The organism is Streptomyces sp. NPDC003077, from assembly GCF_040611095.1.
In the GTDB taxonomy this organism is placed as follows: domain Bacteria; phylum Actinomycetota; class Actinomycetes; order Streptomycetales; family Streptomycetaceae; genus Streptomyces.
The window spans coordinates 33663-50087 of the sequence record NZ_JBEXNM010000012.1; the positions used below are offsets into that span (position 1 = coordinate 33663).

19 protein-coding genes are annotated in these 16425 nt (G+C 69.0%); 8 read left to right on the top strand and 11 right to left on the bottom strand.

The features are described 5' to 3' along the window. Positions 1 to 79: 79 nt before the first annotated feature. The 5 genes from ABZX96_RS11160 (at position 80) to ABZX96_RS11180 (ending at position 6381) form a co-directional block, all read left to right on the top strand. Entirely contained in the window at positions 80 to 1456 is a 1377-nt protein-coding gene (locus ABZX96_RS11160; protein WP_355541476.1) for a VanZ family protein, read from the top strand. Positions 1457 to 1909: 453 nt separating this feature from the next. Continuing rightward, positions 1910 to 2827 carry a hypothetical protein gene (locus ABZX96_RS11165; RefSeq protein ID WP_355541479.1) on the top strand — a complete coding sequence of 306 codons (918 nt, stop codon included), beginning with the start codon at positions 1910 to 1912 and terminating at the stop codon, positions 2825 to 2827. Continuing rightward, positions 2817 to 4316 carry a peptidoglycan-binding domain-containing protein gene (locus ABZX96_RS11170; protein WP_355541482.1) on the top strand — a complete coding sequence of 500 codons (1500 nt, stop codon included), beginning with the start codon at positions 2817 to 2819 and terminating at the stop codon, positions 4314 to 4316. Before ABZX96_RS11165 ends, ABZX96_RS11170 begins: the two co-directional genes overlap by 11 nt. Continuing rightward, positions 4313 to 5026 (top strand): ABC transporter ATP-binding protein, encoded by a 714-nt coding sequence (locus tag ABZX96_RS11175; protein WP_355541485.1) that lies wholly within the window; start codon positions 4313 to 4315, stop codon positions 5024 to 5026. Before ABZX96_RS11170 ends, ABZX96_RS11175 begins: the two co-directional genes overlap by 4 nt. Beyond that, positions 5023 to 6381: an ABC transporter permease gene (locus ABZX96_RS11180; RefSeq protein ID WP_355541488.1), complete on the top strand. Its 1359-nt coding sequence runs from the start codon at positions 5023 to 5025 to the stop codon at positions 6379 to 6381. The genes ABZX96_RS11175 and ABZX96_RS11180 overlap by 4 nt, the downstream gene beginning before the upstream one ends. A gap of 185 nt (positions 6382 to 6566) precedes the next feature. Here ABZX96_RS11180 and ABZX96_RS11185 read toward each other — a convergent pair whose 3' ends face one another. The 6 genes from ABZX96_RS11185 to ABZX96_RS11210 all read right to left on the bottom strand — a co-directional run bounded on the left by ABZX96_RS11185 (position 6567) and on the right by ABZX96_RS11210 (position 10118). Then, positions 6567 to 7307 carry an alanyl-tRNA editing protein gene (locus tag ABZX96_RS11185; protein WP_355541491.1) on the bottom strand — a complete coding sequence of 247 codons (741 nt, stop codon included), beginning with the start codon at positions 7305 to 7307 and terminating at the stop codon, positions 6567 to 6569. Further along, on the bottom strand, positions 7300 to 7437 hold the full coding sequence (locus ABZX96_RS11190; RefSeq protein ID WP_355541494.1) for a hypothetical protein: 138 nt from the start codon (positions 7435 to 7437) through the stop codon (positions 7300 to 7302). The genes ABZX96_RS11185 and ABZX96_RS11190 overlap by 8 nt, the downstream gene beginning before the upstream one ends. 55 nt (positions 7438 to 7492) lie before the next feature. Beyond that, on the bottom strand, positions 7493 to 8530 hold the full coding sequence (locus tag ABZX96_RS11195; protein ID WP_355541497.1) for a DMT family transporter: 1038 nt from the start codon (positions 8528 to 8530) through the stop codon (positions 7493 to 7495). A gap of 349 nt (positions 8531 to 8879) precedes the next feature. Continuing rightward, positions 8880 to 9134, bottom strand: a complete 255-nt coding sequence (locus ABZX96_RS11200; protein ID WP_355541500.1) for a DUF397 domain-containing protein — start codon at positions 9132 to 9134, stop codon at positions 8880 to 8882. Continuing rightward, positions 9089 to 9277 carry a DUF397 domain-containing protein gene (locus ABZX96_RS11205; protein WP_355541503.1) on the bottom strand — a complete coding sequence of 63 codons (189 nt, stop codon included), beginning with the start codon at positions 9275 to 9277 and terminating at the stop codon, positions 9089 to 9091. The genes ABZX96_RS11200 and ABZX96_RS11205 overlap by 46 nt, the downstream gene beginning before the upstream one ends. Beyond that, positions 9270 to 10118 (bottom strand): helix-turn-helix transcriptional regulator, encoded by an 849-nt coding sequence (locus ABZX96_RS11210; protein WP_355541817.1) that lies wholly within the window; start codon positions 10116 to 10118, stop codon positions 9270 to 9272. Before ABZX96_RS11210 ends, ABZX96_RS11205 begins: the two co-directional genes overlap by 8 nt. 219 nt (positions 10119 to 10337) lie before the next feature. Here ABZX96_RS11210 and ABZX96_RS11215 point away from each other — a divergent pair, with 219 nt between their 5' ends. Next, complete coding sequence (locus ABZX96_RS11215) at positions 10338 to 10784, top strand: ATP-binding protein (protein WP_355541506.1); 447 nt, start codon at positions 10338 to 10340, stop codon at positions 10782 to 10784. A gap of 66 nt (positions 10785 to 10850) precedes the next feature. On the opposite strand, the gene ABZX96_RS11220 is transcribed toward ABZX96_RS11215, so the two are convergent. The 4 genes from ABZX96_RS11220 to ABZX96_RS11235 all read right to left on the bottom strand — a co-directional run bounded on the left by ABZX96_RS11220 (position 10851) and on the right by ABZX96_RS11235 (position 13333). Further along, positions 10851 to 11144: a hypothetical protein gene (locus ABZX96_RS11220; RefSeq protein WP_355541509.1), complete on the bottom strand. Its 294-nt coding sequence runs from the start codon at positions 11142 to 11144 to the stop codon at positions 10851 to 10853. A 372-nt stretch (positions 11145 to 11516) separates the two neighbouring features. Then, positions 11517 to 12131, bottom strand: a complete 615-nt coding sequence (locus tag ABZX96_RS11225; protein WP_355541512.1) for an RDD family protein — start codon at positions 12129 to 12131, stop codon at positions 11517 to 11519. 108 nt (positions 12132 to 12239) lie between these two features. Further along, positions 12240 to 12602 carry a DoxX family protein gene (locus ABZX96_RS11230; protein WP_355541515.1) on the bottom strand — a complete coding sequence of 121 codons (363 nt, stop codon included), beginning with the start codon at positions 12600 to 12602 and terminating at the stop codon, positions 12240 to 12242. Between the two features lie 161 nt (positions 12603 to 12763). Continuing rightward, a complete protein-coding gene (locus ABZX96_RS11235; protein WP_355541518.1) occupies positions 12764 to 13333 on the bottom strand; it encodes a cupin domain-containing protein in 570 nt (189 codons plus the stop codon). Between the two features lie 80 nt (positions 13334 to 13413). On the opposite strand from ABZX96_RS11235, the gene ABZX96_RS11240 reads away from it, so the two are divergent. Further along, on the top strand, positions 13414 to 14265 hold the full coding sequence (locus tag ABZX96_RS11240; RefSeq protein WP_355541521.1) for a LysR family transcriptional regulator: 852 nt from the start codon (positions 13414 to 13416) through the stop codon (positions 14263 to 14265). Positions 14266 to 14503: 238 nt separating this feature from the next. Here ABZX96_RS11240 and ABZX96_RS11245 read toward each other — a convergent pair whose 3' ends face one another. Further along, positions 14504 to 15439 (bottom strand): oxidoreductase, encoded by a 936-nt coding sequence (locus tag ABZX96_RS11245; protein ID WP_355541524.1) that lies wholly within the window; start codon positions 15437 to 15439, stop codon positions 14504 to 14506. Between the two features lie 252 nt (positions 15440 to 15691). Between ABZX96_RS11245 and ABZX96_RS11250 the strand changes: the two genes are divergently transcribed. Then, on the top strand, positions 15692 to 16105 hold the full coding sequence (locus ABZX96_RS11250) for a hypothetical protein (protein ID WP_355541527.1): 414 nt from the start codon (positions 15692 to 15694) through the stop codon (positions 16103 to 16105). Positions 16106 to 16425: the final 320 nt, after the last annotated feature.

The window sequence follows — 16425 nt, forward strand, 5'->3', positions numbered from 1 at the left end:
ATTCTGATGCCGCCCGTCCCTCTCTCCGCGAGCGCGAAGAGAGGGACGGGCTGTCGCATGCCAATTCCCGAAAGTCGACATGCTCTACACTTATTTCGCCGGCCAGCAATTACTTGTCGTCATCACGCTCGTGCTGTGCCTGGCCGTCGCGGTCGTCACCTACCTCGTCGGGCGCCGGCGCCTGCGTCAACCGGTTGCGTCCGCGCTGTTCGCGTCCTCTGTCGTGGGCGCGCTGTGCCTGGTCTTTTCCGGCTCCAGCGGCAACGCGCTTCGCACATGTGTGATCAACCGGCAGATCACCGAGGCTTTCCTCAACGATCAAGGGCTGCTCAATGTCGCCCTCTTCGTTCCCTTGGGATTCTTCGGACTCCTGGCCACCCGCCGCCCGCTGGCCATCGTGCTCGGGGCGCCCGCGCTGTCGGCCACCATCGAGGTCTCGCAGGCGCTGATCCCGCCGATCGCGCGCAACTGCGACAGCAGCGACTTCGTCGCGAACACGATCGGCGCCTGGCTGGGTGTGGTGCTCGCCTGGATCGCGGTACGGATCAGGAAGTCGGCACCGGGGGAATTCCGCCGCGACGCGCGCCCGATCGCCTGGACGGCCGGTTCGGTCCTTTGCCTGAACGCCGTGGCCAGCGCCGTCTGGATCACGCCGAATTTCATGGATTCCAGTACGGTCCAGTACGCGACATCGGAAATGAAGGACGCCGCTCGGCGCCACGTGTCCCAGGCTTTCGGAGACCACTACCGCATAGGGAAGGTCTCCTACGACCCGACCAGCCGCGCCCTGTACATAGGCTTGGACGGAGGCATGGCGCACCTTTCCTGGCCGGATCAGAAGGAATTCAACGTCAGTCTTGTGTCCTACCAGAAGGGAATCAAGCCGGGGGACGTGGGATCCTTCCCGGTGGCATCCGCAGTGGGCGCTCCGACGAATGAAACGGAAGCGCGGAAGATCGCCGTCGAATACGCCACCTCGCACTACCCGAAGGCCGTGGAAGGCGCGAAAATCGACAGCTACGACATCGCCGACGGGCGACTGGGGTGGGGCATTTCCTGGCGTAGGACCGTGGACGGCGTTCTGATGCCCATGCGACTGGACCTCGCCATCGACCGAAAGGGCCAGGTCAGCGATCTCCTCATCCGGGACATCCCCGACCCGAGGCACCTTCCGAAACCCAGGCTGAACGAGAAGCAGGCGAAGGAACTGGCGCAGAAGGACCCGAACCTGCCGGAATCCGTGACGCGCATCGGGAAGGGAACGCTGCTCGCGCGGAGCGATACAGGGGAGGACCCGAAGGTTGTGTGGTTGTTCCCCACGGGAATCGGCGAGGAAGAAGGCCCGGTCGTCGCCGTGGACGCGGTGACGGGACGCCCTGTCGACAACGCCCAGGAACTGAGCCCTCAAAGGCAAAGCGAGGACACCGGAGTCACCACGTCGACGGAAGGCCACTGAAGGAGAGGCCACGGGGGGCCGCCACCGCCGCAGCGGAGCGACGCTCGGTAGGAACCAGCCATTCCGTGGCGCCGACGCCAAAGGTGTGTACTGGACGAACCTTTGCGTGGGGAGCTTCGTTCTGCGGGTGCCAGGTTCCGTCATGGATATGAAGCCCCTTCCCCGCGCCTCCGCAGGGCTTTCGGATGGTTCCGGTCGCTGTGCGTGCCGAGGTCGTATGCGCTCTTTGGCTGGAGATCCATTCCAGCCAAACAAGCGGTGACCGCGACCAGTTGTGGCACTTGTGTGAAAGATTCGGCGCGAAGGCGCCACGTCGTCGCCGGAGATATGGGCGATGCAGCCCTAAGAGTGGCGATGGTGTCCGCGCCAGTCGAGCACCGCCTCCGGCCCAACAGACAGGTGCGCACGGAACGCGCCCGGAAAACGGGCTGACGGGCTGAGGATGGCGACTCAGTGACTCAACGATCAAGGGCGGGCCGGCACCTCATCCTGGCCGTGTCCCTCGCGGTCTTCGCCGTGGGCTGTGCCGACCAGGGTGACGAGGAGGGCGCTCCGCCGCTCGGGGACGTACCCACCATCACCAGGAGCGCCGACATACCGGCTCTGCCGTCCGAAGGGCTGCGGCTCACGAAAGAGCAGTACGTGACGTTGATGCGAGCCAACCGCATCGCCGTCAACCAATGCATGGCGCAATTCGGGTTCGGTGCCTACTCGCTCGTGGAAGGCGGGGACGACCCGGCCTACATCGAAGAGGTCTATCCGAAGCGCTCCCGCCTGTTCGGAGTCGTCGACGAGGACGAGGCCGCGACGCGCGGTTACCAGCCACCCCCCACCACGGGGTCCGGCAAGACGAAGACGGGCCTGAAAGACCCGTCCGCGGCGGAACAAGCCGTATTCGACGGGACGAACGCGGGCAAGGTCGTCGGCGGGAAGAAGGTCCCTGCCGGCGGGTGCGTCAAGCAGGCCGACGACGCGCTGTTCGCCGGCGGGAATTCCAAGGACGACGTCCTGTCGCGCAACGAGTTCGTCCCCCTCGAAGAGAAAGTCCGGGCGGACGAACGGCTGCGGGACGCCTTCGGTAAATGGAGCGCCTGCATGAAGGAATCCGGGTACTCCTACGAAAAGCCCATGGACGCGGGCAACGACAAGAAGTGGGGACGCGGCGGTACGCCGTCGGCAGCGGAGACGGCCACAGCGCGGGCCGACGTGGCGTGCAAGAAGAAGACCAACGTCGTCGGCGTCTGGTGGGCCGTGAAGGCCGCGTACGAGAAACAGAAGATCGACGCCGAGGCCGAGCACTTCGCCAGTGTGCGCAGGACCCGGGAAGCCGTGATCCGGAACACCGCGCGGATCGTGGCCCATGGCAGGTGACGAACACACGGAAGCGCGAGGTGAGGGCGGGCCGGCGCTGGACCGCCGCCGGCGACTGGTGCTCTGGGTTGCGGCCACGGCAGTGCTGCTGTCCGCCGGCGGACTGGTCGCGACCTCGTTCATCAAGTCGCCGGAACAGGCCGCGGCCGACACCAGGCCCCCTGCGCCGGATGTCCTCACCGCCGAGGTGCAGCGTCGCGTTCTGCGGGACACGGTGGTTCTGAGAGGAACGGTCACCGCCGGGCAGACCGTGGATGTCATCCCGACCGCAGGTGGTGGGGACGCCGTGGGGAAGCCCGTGATCACCAAGCTGCCGGTCAAGGTGGGAGACGGGGTACGGACGGGCGACCTGCTGGCGGAGATATCCGGGCGGCCCGTGTTCGCGCTGCCCGGCGACGTGCCCGCCTACCGGGACATCAAGCCGGCGTCGTACGGGCACGACGTGCGCCAGTTGCAACTCGCCCTGAACCGGCTCGGCTTCAACACCGACGCCGATCCTGACGGGACCTACGCGGAGGCGACGAAGAGGGCGGTGTCGGCGTTCTACGCGTCCCGGGGCTACCCGGCGCGGCAGGCGTCCGAGGACGGGGCGAGGCAGGTGGAGGACGCGCAGGACGCGGTGACCCAAGCCGAGCGCACCTTGCAGGACGCGCAAGACGCGCAAGACGCGCAGGACGCCCAGGAGGAGCCGCAGGGTGGTCCCCCGGCGGCGCCGTCCCCCTCGGAAGGCGCCGCACTGGGCAAAAAGGAGAAGCCCACACGCGGTGATCAGGGAAGCTCCGGCGCGCGAGACGTGCGGCGGGCCCGGGAGGACCTGGCCAAGGCACGCACGCGGTGGCGTGCGGCGGTGGCGGCGAACGGTCCGATGGTGCCCGCCGGTGAGCTGGTGTTCGTGCAGGACTTCCCCGCCCGCGTGGAGGCCGTCGCCGGACGCGTGGGTGCGGAGGCGACGGCGAAGGTGCTGACCGTCTCGGCCGGACGTCTCCTCGTCAAAGGGCAGTTGGCGGTGCACGAGAAAGACCTGGTACGGGTCGGGCAGAAGGTGGAGATCCTTTCCGAGCTGACCGGTGATCGCGTGAGCGGTGAGGTCGCCTCGGTGGGGCAGGCCCCGGGACGCCCCTCGTCGGCGGAAGGGGAAGGCGGCGGTGACGCGGCCGGCCAGGCGCAGCCGGGCGACGGTGCCGGATACGAGGTGGTGGTCACGCCGGACAAGCCGCTGGATCCGCGGTTCGCCGGACAGGACGTACGGCTGACCGTGCAGTCCGCCACGTCCAAGGGAGCGGTCCTGGTGGTGCCGGTGTCGGCGGTCTCGGCGACGGCGGACGGGCGCACGGTGGTCACCGTCTACCGGCGTGGGCAGCGCGTACCGGTGGAGGTGACACCGGGATCGGTGGGAGACGGGTCCACGGAGATCCGCCCCTTGAAGCCGGACGCGGTGAAGGCAGGCGACAAAGTGATCGTCGGCGTGAAGAACGGCGGACGCACGTGAGCGCGCCACCGGTGATCGAATTCCGGGAGGTCGGCCTCACATACCCGGGGCCGCCTCCGGTCGTGGCTCTGCGCCCTGGCGACCTGACGGTGGCACGAGGGGAGTATGTGACCGTCGTGGGGCCCTCCGGCTCGGGCAAGTCCACCTTCCTCAACATCGCCGGGCTGCTCGACGCCCCCTCGACGGGGAGCTACCTGCTGGACGGGCTGGACACCGCCACGCTGTCCGACGGGGAACGCACCGCCCTGCGCGGCCGGCGCATCGGCTTCGTGTTCCAGTCCTTCCACCTCCTGCCGCACCGCAGCGCTGCGGAGAACGTGGCGCTCGCGATGCTGTACGCCAAGGACGAACGGTATGGCGGGCACCGTGCCGCCGCCGAACGCCGGAAAGCGGCCCGCGAGGCGCTGGAGCAGGTCGGCCTGGGCCACCGGCTCGACGCGTTGCCCACCCGCCTGTCCGGCGGTGAGCGGCAACGGGTCGCGATCGCCCGCGCCTTGATGGGCGGCCCTTCGCTGCTCCTGTGCGACGAGCCCACCGGCAATCTGGACACGGCGACCGCCGCGTCCGTCCTCGAACTCCTCGACCGGCTGCACAAGGACGGAATGACCATCGTTCTGATCACCCACGACCCGGAGATCGCCTCCCGAGCCCGGCGTGTGATCACCATCCGGGACGGAGTCCTGAGCGAGTCGTCGGCGGTGGGCACATGAGGCTGCGCAAGAGCCGGCGAGCGGGCGCCGGTGCCGTGGCCGCACCGCTCGATGCGGAGCCGGGCGATGCCGCCGAGCACGCAGCGACGAAGGCCGACGCCGCGAACAGCGGCAGCACGACGAACGCCGCCGTGCCTCCGCGTGTCCCGTCTTCCTCGCTCGCCCTGCGTGACCTGATGTCCGAGTCCCTCGCCGGTGTACTGCAACGTCCGGCCCGCAGCGCGCTGACGATGCTCGGCACGGTGCTGGGCGTGGGCACCTTCGTGGCCATCCTGGGGCTGACCGCAACCGCGTCCTCCCAGATCGACACCCGCTTCAGCGTGCTGTCCGCGACAGAGGTGACCGTCGAGGACACCGGCGGCGACGAACGCGAACAGGTGCCGATCTCCTTCCCCCAGGACGCCGACCGCCGCGTGGAGCGCCTGCACGGTGTCGAGGCGGCCGGGATCTTCTGGACGGTCCCGCTCGGCGGAAGTGGACGGGTCCGCTCCGCGCCCGTGGGAAAAGCCGCCGAGGGAGAACGTATCCAGGTCACCGCCGTATCGGCGGGAACGCTTGAGGCGGCGGTCCCGACGCTCGCCGAGGGCCGGGTCTTCGACGCATGGCACGACGGAGGAGCGCAGCAGGTCGCCGTCCTCGGTTCCGGGACGGCGGCCCAGCTCGGCATCACGACCCTGGAGACCCGCCCGGCCGTGTTCATCGACGACCAGCCCTTCACCGTCGTGGGCATCGTCAGCGAGGTCAAGCGCAAGCCGGACCTGCTGTCATCGGTCATCGTCCCGCGCACCACGGCCTTGAAGATCTGGGGCCCGCCCTCCAGCGACCGGGCCAAGATGCTGATCTCCACGAAGATCGGCGCCGCCCCCCAGATCGCCAGTGAGGTGGCCCTCGCCCTCGACCCCACCCACCCGGAACGCTTCAAGGCCATCCCACCGCCGGACCCCAAGACGCTGCGCGGGCACGTCACCTCCGACCTCAACCAGCTCTTCCTTCTCCTGGCCGGCATCAGCCTGGTCATCGGCACCGTCGGCATCGCCAACACCACTCTGGTCGCGGTGCTCGAACGCACCGGGGAGATCGGACTGCGGCGCGCGCTGGGCGCCCGAGGGCGGCACATCACGGCGCAGTTCCTCGCGGAGTCGGCGGCGCTGGGGCTCCTGGGCGGACTCGTCGGTACGTCCCTCGGGGTCGTGACCGTGGTCGGTGTCGTCCTGGCGCGTGACTGGACGCCGGTCATCGATCCCGTCACGGTGATCGCCGCTCCTGCGATCGGCCTGCTCACGGGTGTGCTCGCCGGCCTTTACCCGGCCTGGCGAGCCTCACGAATCGAGCCCGCCGAGGCCCTGCGGCGGTGAGGCCCTCCGCACGGGGGAAACACGGGGCGTACACGTCCATTTCGGCGGCGCCGAGGCATATCCGGTCCGGAGCCGGGGGGCCGATCCGCCATTTCAGCGTATGGCGCAGGCGGAGGACATCCGGGTCGGCGATGAACTTCGCCCGGTCGTCCTGTGAGAACCGTCGGGTGTCGACCGGCTCTCTGCTACCGCTCCGCGTTCCGGTCCAGTTCGACGTAAAGGCGGGTGCCGCCCTTGCCCTTGGTGCGGCGGCGGACCGTGATCCGGCCCTGTATTTCCTTCGGGTGGTGGACGTGCGTGCCGCCGCAGGGGATCTCGATGTCGCCCGAGCGCCAGATGAAGACGTCGTGGGTGCCGGGGAGACCCGTGATGGTCGCTTCCGGGGACGCGGCGAGCAGCGCGATCACACGGTCCTGAATGCCGGGTACCGCCTCGGTGGGGATCGCGCTCCCGAAGTCGAAACGAGCCGAGCTGTCGCTGATGTTGCACCCTCGGGTCGTCCGGGCCAGGCCTTGGGATTCGAGGTACTCGCCGGTGGCGTGGAAGAGGAAGTGCGCCAGGGTGTGCATCTGCATGTTGCGGAAGCGGCGGTCCCAGTCGATTTCCATGGTGACCTGCTCGCCGACGGTGAGTGTGCAGGGTTCCTCGAATTCGTGGCAGAAGACGGACTCGATGGTGGCCACTTCCCCGTTGGGGAGTTGGAAGGGCCGCCCGCCGGCCTTCTGCACGTCGATGACGCGAGCGCCGTTTATTGTGCCCTGATCGGCCACCTGCCCGCCGGATTCCGCGTAGAAGATGGACCGGTCGAAAACGGCGTAACGGCCGCTGACGGAGAGGACGGTGGCGGTCGCCGTCGTGCCGTACTGATCCTCGTGGTAGAGCTGTTCCGTGGGCGGGCACGCGCTCCACAGGGCCGGTTCAATCATCGCTCTCTCCCCATTTCAGTAACGTGGTGCCGTAGAGACCGCCGCCGTCGGCGAAGAAGGTGAGGATGTCGCCGTCCGTGCCGGGGCCGAAGTCGGACGCGACTTGGCGGGCGCGGCGCCCATAGAACATACGCCGGATGATCCCCGGGCACTGGTTCCTCTCCCCGCCGGCTCGGTTTCCGGGTTCATTTCCGGCTCTCCAGCAAGTGCTTGGCCCAGTAGATGGAGACGAGCAGAACGCCGATACCGGCGATCTGGACCAGGCTGAGCCACTGGTCGAAGAGGAACAACCCGTAGACGGCGGCGGCGACGGGTTGCAGCAGGACGAAGACGGCGGCGAGTTGCAGCGGCAGGAACTTCACCGCGTGCGCCATCAGCGTCTGCCCGAGCACCTGCGAGGTCACGGCGAGCGCGACGAGGACGAGCCAGCCCTTGGCGCTCGTCGGGAAAACGCTCTCGCCCATCACCGCCGCCACCGCGAAACAGACCACGGCACACACGAGACTGAGCCCGGCCATGATGCGCGTCGCCTCGTACCGTTCGCGCAAGCCCTTGGCCACGACGAGGAAGAGGGCGTAGAAGACGGCGGTGGTCAGCGCGAGCAGGTCACCGCGGAGATGGTCCGGGTCGAGGCCCGTTCCGAGAATGACGAGGACGTAGAGACCGGCGAGAGCGAGCAGCGCGGGGAACACCAAGCGCCACGGCACCCGGTCGCCGAAGAGGAGGAAACACAGCGGCGCGATGATGAACGGCACGAGGTTGGCGAGCAGGTTCGCCTCGGCGAGTGAGGTGTAGAGGAACGAGATGTTCCACAGGCACAGGTCCGCCGCGAGGAAGATGCCGCCGAGCGCGATCAGCAATTGGTCACGCCGGCCGATCCGATGGGTTTTCACCCCGTCGGCGCCCGCGTCATTCTCGTTTCCGTTCCTTTTCGGGGACGACTTACGGGACATCGCCAGCGAAATGCCGAGCAGCAGCGGCGCGGCGAACAGCGAGCGGTACGCGCCGGTGGCCACCGGACCGGCCTCGCTCCACCGTACGAAGACGCCCCCCAGTGCCAGGCAGCAGACCGCGAACAGCACCATTGCCTGGTAGCGGCCACGTCCGCGCGACGCCGGTGCCTCTGCGGCTTCGGGAGCCGACGCGGCGGCCTCTGGCTCGACCGGCGTCGTCGAGGCGCGTTCCGTCAGCGTCTCGATTTCGCTGACATTCTTGGCCGACATGGAGATCGTTGTACTCATCAAAGAGTGTGACTGACAAGCCAAGGCAGCCTTCACGATTCCATAAGCGGCTCTTGGATGCGCCCGGAATGCCCGAGCTGTCACGCCGAGATGCCCGAATGATTCCCTTCGGCTCGCGTGCTGCGGCACGGATTCCGTCCGGGAAAAGTCTCGCCCCTTGTCGCGTACCTTCCGGACTTCCGCCGCCCTCTTGATGTATGCGCGGACGGCTCCTTACTCTCGCCCGCCATCTCCGTGCGCTGCGCGCCGTGGCATGGACCGGTGCCTTCCTCGCTGGTGGTGCGGGTGGGGCCGGGGGAGTTGGAGGGGGTGGCGGGCTGGAGAGGGCCGGTTATGGGCCCGGGGTGAAGTGGCCCCGAGTCAGGGCGGTGGTGAATGCGGTCCAGGCGGTGGGCGTTGTTTGGATGGTGGGGGCGGTAGGGTTTTTGGAGTCGCGTATGGCGATGAGGTGGGGGTGGGTGGTGGAGACTTCCACGCATTCGAGCTCGGCGTCGCTGTAGCTGGATTTGTGAAAGTGGAAAACTGGCGCTGAGGACTGAGTCACCTCAGTTCCCCTCGGCTCAGAGCGGCATTGAATGATTCCCACGCTTCAAGGGAGATCCGGACGATGGGCTCGGTGGGGCGCTTGGAGTCACGTATGGCAACGACGTCAGGCAGATTGGTGGCCACTTCGACGCACTCGTGGTCGTGATCGCTGTGACTGGACTTCCGGAAGTCGAACTTACGCATCGGGTCGCAGTTCCTTACTGAGCGCGCTGATGAAAGAGCGGGAATCGCGCTCACTGAGTGCTTCCTCTGTGATTTTATCGAACCGTTCACCGTGTTCGGCAGCCTCTCTGCCCCCTTCGATCCATGCCTGAGTGCGGGGGATCTCCATGTAGACCACGTCCATCGCTCCCGGCTCCGTAAACGAGATGATGTTGAAGCCGCATCCCATGCCTAGTTGGGCCCCTGCGCTGAAAGGCAGCACTCGCACGGATACGTTGGGTTTTTCGTCTATGACATGGGTCAGGTGCTTGAGTTGCCCATGCATCACCTCGGACCCGCCGACAAGGTTTCTGAGAACGGCCTCGTAGATCACCGCTTGCAGGAAGAGTGGTTTCTCGCCACCCAGGCGCCGTTGTCGGGCGATCCGCGCTGCTACGAACTGGTCATCTGGATTCAGGGCGCGTACGTAGCGCTCGGTTTGCAGCAAGCCGGGGATGTAAGCGATTTGCCAGGTCTTGATCGCTGTGGCGGCGCTCTCCAGGGTGACGTACTCCCTCATGGCCGGCGAAACGCCAGAGTCGTTCCACCACCCCTTCGCCTTCCGCCGCTCCCGATCGATCCGCGCCAACTCCAGCAATCCGCCGACCGCTGCCGGGTCCTGTACCCCGTACAGCTCGCACAGAATGCGGATGTCGGGATCGCGGATGGGCACCCAACCCCGTTCCATCTTCGCGATCTTGGCCGTGGACGCTGTAAGCACTTTGGCGGCTTGGGGTTGAGTCAGGCCGGCGGCAGTGCGGAGCTTCAGGAGCTCGCCGCCGAGTCTGCGGCCCAGGACGGTTGAGGTGCTGTTGCCTTGCATGGTTTGACCGGTTGTCACGACGCAACTCCTCCCGGTGATCGGAGACAGTGTGCTGCCGTGGCATCCCCCGGGGCAACTCGATCGGTTGATATTTCCTGAGCTGAGCTTGAATGGATCTCGCTCGCACCCCTACGGTCCGTAACGACCTGCTAGCGCAGCGTCCGCCAAGCGGCGCAGTGGTGCCTGGTGCGCGCTGCTCGATTCCGGAGGTGGCCGACGGTGATCGCCCCGTTCGACCCGGCAGAAGTCGTTCTCAAAGAGGACCTACTCGACTACACCCCGTACCCCAAGAGCGTCACGCTTGCCCGCCATCGGACGGCGCGGCTCGTCTGCGAGTGGGGGTACCGGCAACTCGCCGGGGACGCCGCCCTGTTGCTCGCCGAGCTGGCGACCAACGCGATCCGGCACGGCAGCGTGCGCGGGCGGCTCGTCCGCGTCCATCTCACGCTCACCCGCGAGGTGTTGCGCATCGCGGTGTCCGATCCCCGGGGCGAGGCCGTGCCCTGCCCACGCGCGGCGTCGCCGGAGGACGGGGACGGGCGTGGGCTGGTCCTCGTGGGCGCGCTGGCCGCGCGGTGGGGCGTGCGCGAGCGTGAGGTCGGCAAGACGGTGTGGTGTGAATTGGACGTGTGCGGTCGGCAGACCGAAGCGAAAACGCACGCGTAGGCAAACGATCGTGCTGCCCGCCCGTGTTGTACGGCGGGCGGGCAGCACGTAGGGATAGCAGAGGTATTACGGGGTGCCGTAGAGCCACAGGTGGTAAGTGCCGCTCTTGTTGCGGCAGTCGTACTTGTCGATGTTGCTGGCCTGCGCGTAGTACCGCCCGACGGAAACGCAGGTTCCGTAATCCCGGAACCTTTCGCCGGTGTCGAACCACCGCTTGGCCTTCACCGTCAGGTCCTGTGCGCCGACGGCGGACGTGGACGAGGCGGTGGCCGGGGAAGTGGCCGCCTGGGCGACCGTGGGGGCGGTGAAGGCGGCGACGGCGGCGAGGCCGGCCACGGCCGCGGCTATGCGTTTGCGCATGCGCTATCTCCTTGTTGCAGGGCTTGGTGGGGTGTCAGCCGGCGGAACGCCTGTCGCGGCGAGCGCTGCGTATGGCGGGTCGCGGCGACATCTCGCGGTTTCTGGCGTCGGAGCGAGCCAACGTGCCGGGCGACCGGTGAGCGCCGGGATCACCCGGCGGCTGACGGCACCAAAGCTGGCCGACGTGTGGTCGGTGAGGCAACGGTTCCGTCCCGTCCCGGACAGTCGGTCACCGTCCGGCCTGGTCAGGGGCTTGTCCGAGTGCGTCCGGATTCTCGTCCGGGTCCTCGTCCGGAACCTCGTTCGGAACCTCGTCCGGATGTCGTCCGGAGTGGACGGACCGCCCCGCCGAACCCATCGAGAGAGGGAGTGTCACGCGCCGGTCAGGCCCAGCGCCCGCATGTCCCGCAGGGCCACCATCCGTACGCCGCACAGGTCGTCCGGGTCGTCCTCCAAGTTGAAGACCGACGCGATCAGCCAGACCAGGAGGAACCCGAACCCGGCCAGCCAGCGCTTGAACAGGCGCGGAAGGCGGGGGCGGGTGCCGGTCTTTTCGAGGACGACGCGGGCGCGGCAGATGTACTTGCCGACGCTGGCGCCGATCAGGCGCGTCAGGACGACGTGGTTGAGGAACGACAGGCCCAGGCCGCAGCCCGCCATGGCAAGCCAGTCCTTGGGGAACTCCAGGTGCGTGGTCACGCGCGCGCCGATGACCACGACGCCGAGGACGAAGGCGACGCAGAGCCCGTCGATGAGGATCGCGCCCGCGCGGCGGAGGTCCCCGGCGGATTCGGGTATGCGCGGGGGCGGCGGGGGCTGGGGCGCGTACTGACCGGGGAACTGCGGTGGGTGCGGACCCGGTGGCGCGTACGGGGCCGGTGGCCCGTATGGGGACGCCGACTGCGGCGGGTGCGGGGCCGGTGCCTGTGGCGGGTACGGCCCGGGGGCGTGGTGGGGGCCGGGCTGCGGGCGGGTGTGGTCGTACATGGGGGTGGATCTTGCCATGGGGGATCGGCGGTCTTGGGGGTGAGCGGGGTACGCCCCTGGCGTCGGGCAGGCCCGCAGACGCATGAAGCGGTCGGGACCGCTGCCCGATCACAGCCAACCGGTGGCCGGCCAGATGGTTGCAGCCGCGGCGGCGATGAGCGCGACGTTGAGCACGACCTGGCGGTCTTCGCCGGTCAGGTGCACGGTGATCGCGCCGATCTGGAGGAGCAGAAACCCGATGGCCGAGGCCAGGGAGAGCCAAGGCGCGATGCCGGTCGCCGGGGGCAGGAGCAGTCCGACGGCGCCCAGCACTTCGATCGTTCCCAGCGCCCTGACGGCGGGCAGCGGTATGCGGTCCACCCAGGCCATCATCGGCCGGAGCAAGTCGCGGCTGCGGACCACCTTGACCCCGCCCGCGTAGAGGTAGAAGGAGGCGAGCGGTCCGGCAACGATCCAGTAGGCGATGGTCATGATTTCCCTTCGTGGTCACCGCTGGTGGGTGACCCGCCGGTCCCAGGGGAGCGCCTGGGACCGGCACGTGAGCGTGTGTGAGCGACCTGGACGCCGAGCGGTGGGAGCGCGTGGGCTGTCCCGGTCCGGTGGCGGGCGGCCTGGGGCGTCGGCCCGCCGCTTCAGGCGAAGTCGGTAGCGGGCTCGGTGGCGTAGCGGCTCATCGTGTGCGCGCCGGCCTGGGGCGTCAGCGGCCTGCCGTCGGCGGTCATGCTCTGGAGGTCCCGGAAGTACTGCACATACAGGTCGGGGGTGAACAGGCTGAGCATGACGGCGGGGCGGTCGGTCGGGTTGGCGAAGGTGTGCGGGGCACCGCGCGGGACCATCACGAAGGTGCCCGCGACCGCCTCGTGGTCCTTGTCCCCGACGGTGAACCGCACCGTGCCGGAGAGGATGTAGAAGCCCTCGTCGTGCTGGGCATGGCGGTGCTGCGGGGGGCCGGGGGTGTGCGGGGCGAGGACGGACTCGGTGACCCCCAGGCGGTGCCCGGTGTGGCTGCCGTCTTCCAGGACGCGCATACGCGTCGTGCCCATGGTGATCGTCTCGCCGTCGTCGGGGCCGACCACCGATACGGCGGGGACTGCCCGCGGTTCACTGGTTTTCGCTTCGTCGGCCTTCGTTTCGTCAGTCTTCGTTTCGTCGGTCTTCGCTTCGTCGGTCTTCGCTTTGTCGGTCTTCGCGTCGTCGGTCATGCTCCGAGTCCACCGCCAGGGCCCTGCGAGTGTCCAAGACCTGTTCCGGCACGCCGATACCCTGCGGGTATCGTCGCAGCGTGGAGCTACGTACCCTGCGCTACTTCGTGGCGGTCGCCGAGGAACTCCACTTCGGCCGGGCCGCCACCCGCCTGCACATGAGCCAGCCGCCGCTGAGCCGGGCGATCAAGCGGCTGGAGGCGGAGATCGGTGCGCTCTTGTTCGCCCGCGCGCCCGCCGGGGTCACGCTCACCCCTGTGGGGGCGCTGCTGCTCGACGAAGCGCGGGCCCTGCTCGATCAGGCCGACCGCGTCCGCGTCCGCGTGGCCGCGGCGGCGGGCGCCACGACCCTCACCATCGGCATCCTGGGCGACGGCACCGACCCCGGCATCGCCAGGCTGGCGGCCGTCTACCGCCGACGCCACCCCGACATCGACATCCGCGTCCGCGACACCGACCTGACCGACCCGACCTGCGGGCTGCGCGCCGGACTGGTCGATGTCGCCCTGACCCGTGCGCCGTTCGACGACGCCGCCCTGACGGTGCGTGAGCTGCGCACCGATCCGGTCGGTGCGGTACTGCGCACCGACGATCCGCTGGCCCGCCGCGACCGCCTGAAGCTGGACGATCTGGCCGACCGCCGCTGGTTCCAGTTCCCGCAGGGAACCGACCCGATCTGGCAGTCGTACTGGAACGGCGGCAAGCCGCGCGAGGGCCCGGTGGTGCGCGTCGTCCAGGAATGCCTGCAGGCCGTGCTCTGGAACAGCACGGTCGGTTTGGCCCCACTCGGCCACGACCTGCCCGAGAACCTGGTCGCGGTCCCGCTGGTCGACATGGCGCCGAGCCGAGTGGTCGCGGTGCAGAACGAGGGCGACGCCAACCCGTTGGTCCGCTCGTTCATCGAGATCGCGATGGCCGCGTTCCGCCACTGAGCATCTACGGAACCAGCTGGGCAGCACGGCCCGGGCCTCAACGAGTTGGCCCCGCGCGGCACATCCATTCGGGGAGCTTGTCGGCCTCTGCCGGGGGCGCCGCTTGCTGGCCTCTATCAGGGGCGCTTGTCGGCCGCGTCGAAGGTGTTCTCCCGGCTGTGGGCCTTCTTCGCGGGCGCAGGACCGCCGTCCGCCCCCCGGCCGCGGGCGCTGGGGCGGACGGCGGTCCTCGGCGGCGTCAGACCGTCTCGCCGAAGTCGTACGTCACGCCCGTCAACTGCTCGGAAGCCGTCCACAGGCGCTCCGACGTGGTGTTGTCGGTGGTCCAGGGGGCGCGGAAGGACGTGGACGGGCCGCCGCGCAGGCCGGTGCGGGGGCCGATGAACGCGTTCGGCTTCATGTGGGGGGCGGTGGCGGCGCACAGGATGGACAGGGCGCCGGTCTCCGCCGGCTGGCCGATGATGCGGTTGACGACGAGGACGGCCCGCTCGGCGGACTTGCGGCCCTCCATCCGTACGGCGGTCGTCTGGAGGTTCGTCCGGGCGTAGCCGGGGTGCGCGGCGGTGGCGAGGACCGGGGAACCGGCGCGGGCCAGGCGCCGGGAGAGTTCGTGGGTGAAGAGGAGGTTGGCGCTCTTGGAACGGCCGTAGGCGAGCCAGCGGCGGTAACCGCGATCGCCGTTCAGGTCGTCGAGATTGACGTTGGCCAGGGCGTGCATGCCGCTGGAGACGGTGACGACCCGGGCGCCCGGCGTGGCCGTGAGCCGCGGCAGGAGAAGGCCGGTGAGGGCGAAGTGGCCCAGGTGGTTGGTGCCGAACTGCATCTCGAAGCCGTCGGCGGTGTGGCGGAGGGGGAGGGCCATCACGCCGGCGTTGTTGATCAGGAGGTCGAGACGGTTGCCGTCGGAACCGTTCAGGTCGGCGGCGAAGGCCCGTACGGACTTGAGGTTCGCCAGGTCCAGCGGCCGGAACTCGGCCTTGGCGCCGGGGACTTCGGTGCGCAGGCGTTCGGCCGCGGCGGTGCCCCGCCCCTCGTCACGGCAGGCCAGAACGACGCGTGCGCCACGGCGGGCGAGTTCGCGGGCGGTGATGTAACCGATACCGCTGTTGGCGCCGGTGACGACCGCCGTGCGGCCCGTCTGATCGGGGATGTGGTGGGTGTTCCAGCCGGTCACGCCTGCATCAGCTCCTCCGTCGGGGGGAACAGCGTACGACGGGGGGTTGGGTGTTCGGGTGGTGTGGGGCGGGGGTGCCGGGCTGCTCCCTTGAGGTCATGAGGTGGCCGGGGGCGCCTGTGGCGTGGCTAGGGACGCCGGTGACATGGCTGGGGGCGTCTGCGACGTGGTCGGGGGCGCCTGTGACGTGACTGGGGACGCCTGCAACGTCGCTGGGGACGCCTGTGACGCGGGCCGCGTACCCTCCCTTCGGTGCCCCGACACCCGAAGAAGCCCCGCCGCCTGGTCGCCGACGGGCGTGCGTACCTGTGGACGCTCCGGCACCGTCATCGGGTGTCCGACGACGGCCGGTCCGCGGACTGCCGCCAGATCCTCACGCTGTACCCGCAACCGGCCGGGTCCGGGGGACCGCTGCGCATCGTCTTCGTCCAAGGGCCGGGCCGGTACGTTCCGGGCGGGTTCCCCTTGGGGTCCGGGGACGTGGGGGACGTCCGGGGCGGCTCGCTGAACCTGCACGAACCGGGTGCGGTTCGGGCCTTGCTCGACGCGGCGTCGGACCGTGGCTGGCGGCCGGGGGAGCGGCGGGGGGTGGAGGTCGATGGGTGGTCGCTGCTGGAGGCGGCGGTCGCTGCGCGGGCGGGGGGTGACGGGCCCTCGGATGCGTAACAGGAGTGGACCGCTGGTACGGGTGGATGGCCGGGCGGGGGCCGGGGGAGCGGCTGACATGGCCTGACGCGCTCCTGACATCCGTGTCACCAAGTGGCATGCTTCTCGGGCTGCTTGTGAGGCGCCGCCCGTAGGGCGTGCCGTTCCGTGCCACGACGCGCTATTCCGTGGCCGGTCGCCGCGCCGGGTCACGTTGCCCGTCCCGGGCGTCCGATGGGTCGTCGTCTCGTGAGCCGCGTCCGCACCGCTCGTCTGCCAGCCGCCGGTCTCCGCCGTTGCCGGTCGATGCTCTCCCGGCCCGGTGGGTGCCCGCCGACGCG

Bases quoted from the DNA above. Each gene is read 5' to 3' on its own strand.
- ABZX96_RS11160 (WP_355541476.1), top strand. From the start codon at position 80: ATGCTCTACACTTATTTCGCCGGCCAGCAATTACTTGTCGTCATCACG.
- ABZX96_RS11170 (WP_355541482.1), top strand. From the start codon at position 2,817: ATGGCAGGTGACGAACACACGGAAGCGCGAGGTGAGGGCGGGCCGGCG.
- ABZX96_RS11180 (WP_355541488.1), top strand. From the start codon at position 5,023: ATGAGGCTGCGCAAGAGCCGGCGAGCGGGCGCCGGTGCCGTGGCCGCA.
- ABZX96_RS11185 (WP_355541491.1), bottom strand. From the start codon at position 7,307: ATGATTGAACCGGCCCTGTGGAGCGCGTGCCCGCCCACGGAACAGCTC.
- ABZX96_RS11190 (WP_355541494.1), bottom strand. From the start codon at position 7,437: ATGTTCTATGGGCGCCGCGCCCGCCAAGTCGCGTCCGACTTCGGCCCC.
- ABZX96_RS11195 (WP_355541497.1), bottom strand. From the start codon at position 8,530: ATGTCGGCCAAGAATGTCAGCGAAATCGAGACGCTGACGGAACGCGCC.
- ABZX96_RS11205 (WP_355541503.1), bottom strand. From the start codon at position 9,277: ATGCGTAAGTTCGACTTCCGGAAGTCCAGTCACAGCGATCACGACCAC.
- ABZX96_RS11210 (WP_355541817.1), bottom strand. From the start codon at position 10,118: ATGCAAGGCAACAGCACCTCAACCGTCCTGGGCCGCAGACTCGGCGGC.
- ABZX96_RS11220 (WP_355541509.1), bottom strand. From the start codon at position 11,144: ATGCGCAAACGCATAGCCGCGGCCGTGGCCGGCCTCGCCGCCGTCGCC.
- ABZX96_RS11225 (WP_355541512.1), bottom strand. From the start codon at position 12,131: ATGTACGACCACACCCGCCCGCAGCCCGGCCCCCACCACGCCCCCGGG.
- ABZX96_RS11230 (WP_355541515.1), bottom strand. From the start codon at position 12,602: ATGACCATCGCCTACTGGATCGTTGCCGGACCGCTCGCCTCCTTCTAC.
- ABZX96_RS11235 (WP_355541518.1), bottom strand. From the start codon at position 13,333: ATGACCGACGACGCGAAGACCGACAAAGCGAAGACCGACGAAGCGAAG.